Origin of the sequence: Sphaerospermopsis reniformis (genome assembly GCF_005402885.1) — a bacterium.
GTDB lineage: Bacteria > Cyanobacteriota > Cyanobacteriia > Cyanobacteriales > Nostocaceae > Sphaerospermopsis > Sphaerospermopsis kisseleviana.
Window position 1 is genome coordinate 1 of the sequence record NZ_BJCE01000229.1, and the last position, 8,516, is coordinate 8,516.

At 40.1% G+C, this 8,516-nt stretch carries 5 protein-coding genes and 2 pseudogenes; 4 read left to right on the forward strand and 3 right to left on the reverse strand.

The genetic code is table 11. The features are described from left to right. The first annotated feature begins 450 nt into the window (after nucleotides 1-450). Nucleotides 451-1,311 (forward strand): alpha/beta fold hydrolase, encoded by an 861-nt coding sequence (locus FFR48_RS22335; RefSeq protein WP_137668881.1) that lies wholly within the window; start codon nucleotides 451-453, stop codon nucleotides 1,309-1,311. 305 nt (nucleotides 1,312-1,616) lie between these two features. Continuing rightward, nucleotides 1,617-2,090 carry a pentapeptide repeat-containing protein gene (locus tag FFR48_RS22340; RefSeq protein WP_137668882.1) on the forward strand — a complete coding sequence of 158 codons (474 nt, stop codon included), beginning with the start codon at nucleotides 1,617-1,619 and terminating at the stop codon, nucleotides 2,088-2,090. Between the two features lie 282 nt (nucleotides 2,091-2,372). Here the strand turns inward: FFR48_RS22340 and metK are convergent, their stop codons facing one another. Continuing rightward, nucleotides 2,373-3,647: a methionine adenosyltransferase gene (gene metK / locus FFR48_RS22345; RefSeq protein ID WP_137668883.1), complete on the reverse strand. Its 1,275-nt coding sequence runs from the start codon at nucleotides 3,645-3,647 to the stop codon at nucleotides 2,373-2,375. A 215-nt stretch (nucleotides 3,648-3,862) separates the two neighbouring features. Further along, nucleotides 3,863-4,867, reverse strand: a complete 1,005-nt coding sequence (locus tag FFR48_RS22350) for a phosphoribulokinase (RefSeq protein ID WP_096565751.1) — start codon at nucleotides 4,865-4,867, stop codon at nucleotides 3,863-3,865. A gap of 777 nt (nucleotides 4,868-5,644) precedes the next feature. Here FFR48_RS22350 and cpcD/petH point away from each other — a divergent pair. Together cpcD/petH and FFR48_RS22360 are read left to right on the forward strand one after the other, a co-directional pair. Beyond that, nucleotides 5,645-6,961: a bifunctional rod-capping linker CpcD/ferredoxin--NADP reductase PetH gene (gene cpcD/petH, locus FFR48_RS22355; protein ID WP_137668884.1), complete on the forward strand. Its 1,317-nt coding sequence runs from the start codon at nucleotides 5,645-5,647 to the stop codon at nucleotides 6,959-6,961. Between the two features lie 111 nt (nucleotides 6,962-7,072). Then, nucleotides 7,073-8,311 (forward strand): annotated as a pseudogene (locus tag FFR48_RS22360) (homoserine dehydrogenase); the annotation flags it as partial. A gap of 1 nt (nucleotide 8,312) precedes the next feature. Here the strand turns inward: FFR48_RS22360 and FFR48_RS22365 are convergent. Further along, nucleotides 8,313-8,516, reverse strand: a pseudogene (locus FFR48_RS22365) (sigma-70 domain-containing protein); the annotation flags it as partial.

Sequence of the window (8,516 nt, forward strand, 5' to 3'; positions counted from 1 at the left end):
TCTTTTAGGTGTTTTAAGAGCTTTTCTCTCTGTTCTTGAGACAGATGGTTTTTTGCTGGCATAATTCAGAAGCGATCGCTTAGTTACTTAATTCCCTATTATACAATCTAGCTGCACAACAGCTTATCATAAGAAATATCCTGCTCAAATAAGGTCGGTAAATCTTGCTTGAGAATCTCAATTGTTTGTTTTGTTTCTAATTTCATCACTGAAGTTATACCTTAAAAATCTTTCTTAAATGTTTTTCCAATCTTTACCGCTCAAAATTCCATCGCTGCCGCAATGTTTTTTCTTGACTTGAGAACCTGACTATCAGTTTTCGTTCACCAGACACCTCGTATTTTTACTCTACTCATTGACAACCTAACTTTTTATAGATGTTCTCACGAAAAATACTTTGTATAATTGCTCTTAATGAAAATTACAGAAGTTTTGAATCTATCAAATGTTATGTCTATCATCGAAAATTCCTGGACACACGCTTATATCACCACCAATGGCATCAAATTACATTATGTCACCCAAGGGGACGGACCGTTAATGTTAATGTTGCATGGTTTTCCAGAATTTTGGTACTCGTGGCGGCATCAAATACCCCCATTTTCTCAAGATTACCACGTTGTTGCTCTTGATTTGCGTGGTTATAACGATAGTGATAAACCTCAATCGCAGTCTGCTTATGTGATGGATGAATTTGTTAAAGACATAAAAGGAGTAATCAAAGGTTTAGGATATGAAAGTTGTATTTTAGTCGCTCATGATTGGGGTGGTGCGATCGCTTGGAATTTTGCCTACGCTCACCCTGACATGGTAGAAAAATTAATCATACTCAACCTCCCCCATCCCGCCAAATTTGCTCAAGGTTTAAGCACACCCCAACAATTATTACGCAGTTATTATATTTTCTTATTTCAACTGCCGTTGCTTCCTGAACTAATCCTGCAAGCTTCAGACTACGAAGCTATAGCCAAAGCTATTCAAGGTACAGCTTTTAATAAAAATGCCTTCACAAAAGCAGACATTGAAGCCTATAAAGACGCATCCGCAAAACGAGGTGCAATGACAGCCATGTTGAACTATTACCGTAACATTTTTCAACAGGGTATCCTCCACAAACATTGGAGTATTCTGGAAGTTCCTACCCTGATGATTTGGGGAGAACATGACACCGCACTAGGTAAAGAACTTACCTATGGTACACAAGAATACGTCAGAAACTTACAAATCAAATATATTCCTAATTCTGGTCATTGGGTACAACAAGAACAGCCAGAATTAGTCATAGAGTATATGCGCGAATTTCTTGGCTAAAACCACCTATTTATTAATAGTAAACAATACTCATTTACTTCTACAACAAAACTATGCTCAATGATACAAGTTAAAAATATTTAACACAAAATTTAACATTAGCTTAACATTAGCAATTTTCCAAAATTCAGTATTTAGAAATAGCTAAGACCTAACCCCAGTCATAGTTATAGCATTACTCGCCAACGGTTAAAACATCACATCTAATTTGTGAGATAAATCAACATTCTTGAGCCATTTAGTGAGATAATAAAGTTGTGAGGAAAATGAACGGGTAATATTATCTAAAAGGAAGGGGGAATATTATGAAACGCCAGCTATTAGCCGCTATAGCCTTAGCCGCTCCCCTGTTTTTTGTTAACTCAGTACAAGCAGGAAATACCCAAGACCTACAAAAACTTTTATCCACTGGGGAATGTCCTAAATGTCAACTCTCAGGAGTTAACCTCAGAGGCGCTCATTTAATTGGTGCAGACTTACGAGGAGCAAACCTCCGGGGTGCTAACTTACAAGAAGCCAACCTCGAAGGTGCAGACTTAACAGGGGCAAATTTAACAGGTGCAAATTTAACATCTGCTTTTGTTACTAATGTCAATTTAAAACAAGCGAATCTTAATAATGCAAATCTCACCAATGCGATTATTAATGATTCCAACGTCTATCAAGCATCAATGAATAATCTCACCATTACTGATGCAGAAATCTATAATACTGCCATTGGTGTAGGTGGAGAAAATGCAGAAATTCCTGATTGGGATGACGTTGTTAAGGGTAATTAAGTAGGGTTTGCTGAATAAACCTAAAACCTTGATATATCAAAGGTTAGAGGCTGATAAACACAGAAATTAGTGCAAGGGTTTTGAAGGGTATACCGGAAAAAGTGTGCATTTTTTGGGATTTCAAGAGATGGCAAAGAAATTTTCAAATCTCCTCCTGACTCCTGACTCCTGACTCCTGACTCCTATGCCCTCACGGAAAGACTTTCTCAGCAAACCCTAAGTAATAGATGCAAATAGGATACCCGCTTTCTTAAAGAAAGTGGGTATCTGGGTTTGATCGTTCTAAGTTAATGCAGGTGCGATCGCTTCAGAAAGATACTTATTCGCCGCCTGCTTCAAAACCTCTACCTTATCAGTCCGTTCCCAAGGTAAATCTAAATCAGAACGTCCCAAGTGACCATAAGCTGCAACGTCCTGATAAAAACGTCCGCCTCTTTCACTAGGTAAGTTGCGTAAATTGAAAGTGTGGATAATTCCTGCTGGACGCAGTTCAAAGTTATCTTTGACTAATTGCAGTAAGATTTCATCATCAACCTTACCAGTGCCAAAGGTATCCACAAAAATACTTACAGGTCTGGCTACACCAATAGCATAACTTAACTGGACTTCGCATTTTTCAGCTAAACCCGCAGCCACAATATTTTTCGCCGCATAACGAGCCGCATAAGCCGCAGAACGGTCTACCTTTGTGGGGTCTTTACCAGAGAAAGCACCACCACCATGTCGGGAATAACCACCGTAGGTATCAACAATGATTTTCCGTCCTGTCAGTCCAGAATCTCCTTGAGGTCCACCAATCACAAATTTACCAGTGGGATTGACTAAAAACCGTGTATCCTCAGTTGGTTTAACTGCAATATCGCCAAACACAGGCATGACTACCGCAGTCCACAGGTCTTCTTTAATCTTAGCTTGCACCGCCGCATCATCCGTAATATCCCCAATATTAGGTGTATGCTGGGTGGAAATTAAGATTGTATCAATACCTACAGGTTTACCATCTTCATAAACTACGGTAACTTGGGTTTTACCATCAGGTCGCAAGTATGGCAAATCTCCAGTTTTCCGCACTGCTGCCAATCTTCGGGCAATGCGATGAGCTAAACTAATGGGTAAAGGCATCAATTCTGGTGTTTCGTTACAAGCAAAACCGAACATGATACCTTGATCACCAGCACCAATTTTATCAAATAGTTCTTCACTATCAGCACTACGGGTTTCGTGGGCAGTATTTACACCTTGGGCAATATCCGGTGACTGCTCATCCAAAGCTACGAGTACACTGGCACTATTGGCAGAAAAGCCGTTAACTGCGTCAGTATAACCAATTTCCGCGATTTTTTTACGAGCCAGATTGACAAAATTTACATTGGCTTTGGTGGTAATTTCTCCAGTAATTAATACTAATCCAGTATTAACAACTACTTCAGCCGCCACCCGGCTACTAGGGTCCTGTGTCAACAAAGCATCCAGAATAGTATCAGAGATTTGATCACAGATTTTATCTGGATGACCTTCAGTTACAGACTCGGAGGTAAATAAATAGCGTCGAGACAAAGGAAAATCCTCCTGGAATAACTGGAATAATTTTATTCACTGACTAAATTTGGTTATTTTAGTTTCAGCTACTCATTTCTCAAATCATAACCATATTGACACAGAGAACAGGGAACAGGGAACAGGGAACAGGGAAAAAATTTACTTTCTCCACAACAAAAAAGGGGTACACCCACAGATGCAACCCCTTTTTGTGTTTAACAACATTGCTGGTTCTAGACTTGAGCCGCTAACTTTGCTTCCTTAGCTGTCAATTGTTCATAAACAGCACGCATTTTTAAACCTGTCAACACTTGGAACAAACCAGTTCCATTATTAGAACCTGGATATTCACGGTGTTGCAGTAATAAGTGAGTCATCTCACCTGTGTATTTGGTAGATGTGTTGCTCAGATGGTTTTCGATGTAAATTACTTCGTCCAGGTTGTCAAACTGACCATCTACTTCTAAAACAGATACATAACGACCGTAGTACACATCAGAACCGTAGTAAAGCTGCATACCAGGGTAAGAACAGGTCAGTTTGCGTCCACAAGGAGTCCACTGAATGGTTGAACCTTCATCAAACAAGTATGCTGGATCAAACCCTTCCTTACCTTCTTTTTGTAACATCCGTACCCGCAATACTTTGCGCTCGGTATCATTTTTGATCAAGTTTGTGGGTAATACCTGTAAAACCACATCCGCAAATTCTCTTTGTGGTTCAATGAATTTTTCAAAGTCAGGTTTACGAGAATTGATTTGGGCTAATACATCTTCATAGCGGTGTCCACGTTCCGCCATATCTCGTTGAATCTTCCAGGCAATTTTGACTTCATCACTGATGTCAAAGTAAACACTGAAGTCTAGTAAGGCTCTCACCCGCTCATCATATAGAGGATGCAGCCCCTCAACTACTATAATGTGGTTGGGCTTAATCCGTTCTGGAGGATCAATCATGCCGGTTTCGTGGTTATAAATCGGCTTATCAACGGCATTACCTTCTTTTAGAGCTTTGATTTGCTCATACATGAGGTCAAAATTGTTTGCCCTGGGATCGAGTGCAGTGATACCAGTTTCTTTGCGTTGTTTACGATCAAGGCAATGATAGTCATCCAAGCAGATAACTGTCATTAATTCTTCACCAAATAAGTCGATCAACCGACGCAAAAACGTAGACTTACCGCACCCAGAGTCTCCAGCTACTCCAATCAATACCACGCGTTCCGGCTTACTTGTCATAAATCTCCTCTAAATACTAAAAAGATGACCAAATCAATATTTTTTTCACACAACAGATTTTTGAAGCTAGAGGTTTTACTCTAAGGGTAAAACCCTGCGTTCTTTTTATCCAGCATAAATACAGCATATCAGGGTAGTGATCAACATAGTCCTGTTAACTACTGATTTCTACTATCCTGAGTTCTGGACTGGTAAGTATTTAATCCTAGTGGTATACTAGATTTTAACAGAAAGATGTATTTTGTAACAGGCGTTGCTGTTAAAAACAATTGAATGGTGTAACAGTCTTATTCAACCATATTTTAGTTGACAATCGGCAACAGCAAACAGGCAATATTGATCTTTTTCCTAGCTCCTGGCTTCCGACTCCTGAATTCTCACATATTTGCCTGTTGAAAACTACTAAAGGCTATGTATAATCAGAAAAATAATAAATTTAAATAAATTATTTCGTTTTATAGCGTAAATAATGACTATTATATGTTATTAGGAGAAGCAATAAGTATGTAATTAGTAAAAAAAAGTTTAAATTGATTTACTATTAACATTCTGTCAAAGACTTATCATCTACCTTAGAAGATGAACAGGTGTGTTGGATACCATACCTAATATAGTCTTTGCCGAGTGTACTGAGCAGGGCATCATTTTCATGATGCTGTTTTCTCACATTGTCAGTTTTATGCTTTTATGCAACGAAAATCCGGTAAACTTAAAGCTGACAATATGATGGGAATTTTTTTGATAAACGGTTAAGTAAATATTGGAGTGGTAGAACGAATGTACAATCAAGGTGCTGTTGAGGGTGCTGCCAACATAGAATCAGGTAGCCGCGTCTTCGTATACGAAGTGGTGGGTCTGCGTCAGAATCAAGAATCTGATCAAACGAACTACCCTATTCGTAAAAGTGGCAGTGTATTCATCAGAGTACCTTACAACCGCATGAATCAAGAAATGCGAAGGATCACTCGTCTAGGCGGTAAAATTGTTAGCATTCAGCCTATATCGGTGCTACAGCCAGTTAATGGTCAAGGAGCCGTAGAAAGTGCTAACAGAGAAGTCAGCGAGCCAGTGACACCTGTAAATGCTAACAATGAGGAGATTGGTAAAGACGCACCCGTGAGTACCAGTAGCGAATCCAAAGGTTTCGCTAAACCATCTAAGGATAAAAAAGGTAACACGATGACTCAAGCGAAAGCCAAACACGCTGATGTTCCTGTGAACACTTATCGTCCTAATGCTCCTTTTATCGGTAAGGTAATCTCTAATGAGCCGTTAGTAAAAGAAGGCGGAATTGGTATTGTTCAGCATATCAAGTTTGACTTGACAGGTAGTAACTTAAACTACGTAGAAGGTCAAAGTATTGGTATTATTCCCCCTGGTATAGACAAAAAAGGCAAGCCCGAAAAGCTGAGGCTTTATTCTATTGCTTCGACTCGGCATGGTGATGATGTAGACGACAAGACTGTATCATTGTGTGTTCGTCAATTGGAATATAAAGATCCAGCAAGTGGCGAAACAGTTTATGGTGTTTGCTCTACCTATTTAACTCAGATTAAACCCGGTGATGAAGTAAAAATCACAGGTCCTGTGGGTAAGGAAATGCTATTACCTGAAGACACTGATACTAATGTAATCATGTTAGCTACAGGGACAGGTATTGCTCCTATGCGTGCATATCTGTGGCGGATGTTTAAAGATGCAGAAAGAGCAGCCAACCCAGAATATCAATTCAATGGATTTGCTTGGTTGCTGTTTGGTGTACCTAAGACGGCAAACATTCTCTATTGGGAAGAATTGGAAGAGATGCAGGCTAAATATCCTGATAACTTCCGTTTGACCTATGCTATCAGCCGGGAACAACAAAACGCTCAAGGTGGCAGAATGTACATCCAAGACCGTGTAGCAGAAAACGCTGATGAACTGTGGCAGTTGATTAAAAATGAAAAAACCCATACTTACATCTGCGGTTTACGTGGTATGGAAGATGGTATTGATGCCGCTTTGTCCGCTGCTGCTGCTAAGGAAGGTGTGAACTGGAGTGATTATCAGAAAGGCATGAAAAAAGAAGGCCGCTGGCACGTGGAAACCTACTAATGTGGTCAATGCTCAATAGTAATTTAATTCCAAATTCTCAGCTTTAAGTTTGTAGGTGGGGCGATGCCCTGCCTACAATTGTTTTGTGTATATCGTTTGGGCGCAAAATCTGTGGGTGTTAAACTAGGAATATTAGGATTAGGTACTGTGGGAACGGGGACTGTACAATTGTTGCAGGACTTGGAAGGTCGTCACCCACTGTTGCAGGAAATCGAAATTTATCGTGTGGGAGTGCGATCGCTTGATAAACACCGAGATGTAGAACTACCATCGGGGGTAGTGACTACGGATCTAGAAGCAATTGTCAATGATCCAGATATAGATATAATTGTGGAAGTCATGGGAGGATTAGAACCAGCGCGATCGCTGATCCTCACTGCTATTAAAAATGGTAAGCACGTAGTCACAGCTAACAAAGCTGCTATCTCCCGATTTGGGGCAGAAATATTTACCGCTGCCAATGCTTCTGGGGTATATGTGATGCTAGAAGCTTCTGTTGGTGGTGGTATCCCTGTAATTCAACCCCTCAAACAGTCTTTAAGCGTTAATAAGATTCATACTATCACTGGCATTGTTAACGGTACAACTAACTACATCCTTAGCCGGATGCAAACGGAAGGCGGCAACTTCAACGATGTTTTGGCTGATGCTCAACGTTTAGGTTATGCAGAAGCTGACCCCACCGCTGATGTTGATGGCTTGGATGCGGCTGATAAAATTGCTATTTTGGCATCTTTAGGTTTTGGTGATCGCATCAACCTGCAAGATGTCTATTGTGAAGGCATTCGCCAAGTCAGTAAAACCGATATTACCTATGCTGCTAAATTGGGATTTGTGATTAAATTATTGGCGATCGCCAAAGGCAAATCAGGTGATAATTCTCAGCTATCAGTGAGAGTCCATCCTACCTTAGTACCCCAAACTCATCCTTTAGCTAGTATTAATGGTGTTTATAATGCCATTTTGGTGGAAGGTGAACCCATTGGCCAGGTAATGTTTTTTGGACCTGGTGCTGGTGCTGGTGCTACTGCTAGTGCTGTTTGTTCAGATATTTTAAATCTGGTAGCGACGTTGAAAACTAATACCCCCAAAGCAAATCCCTTATTAGCTTGTAGACATCAACATTACTGTCAAATAGCGCCAATTTCTGAACTTGTTACCCGATTTTACACTCGTTTCCTCAGCAAAGACCATCCCGGAGTCATCGGTAAATTAGGAACTTGCTTTGGTAAATATGGCGTGAGTTTAGAGTCAGTCGTCCAAACCGGTTTTCAGGAAGAACTAGCAGAAATTGTCGTTGTCACCCACGATGTGAAAGAGGGCGACTTTAGACAAGCTTTAGCTGAAATATGTCATAATTATCACCTAGACGCAAATCAAGAGACAAGGGTAAACGTGCTTTTTCTAGACACTCCCGCACCTGTTTATGCGTTAATTGTAATTCGTCAGCTAGTTCAGAAATACTAGGCGCACGTCCCAATTTTTGGGATAATTGCCTTTGGGCTTTCTTAATTTTGTTTAATTTTTCCGTAATATGAATAGGTAGCCTAATAGT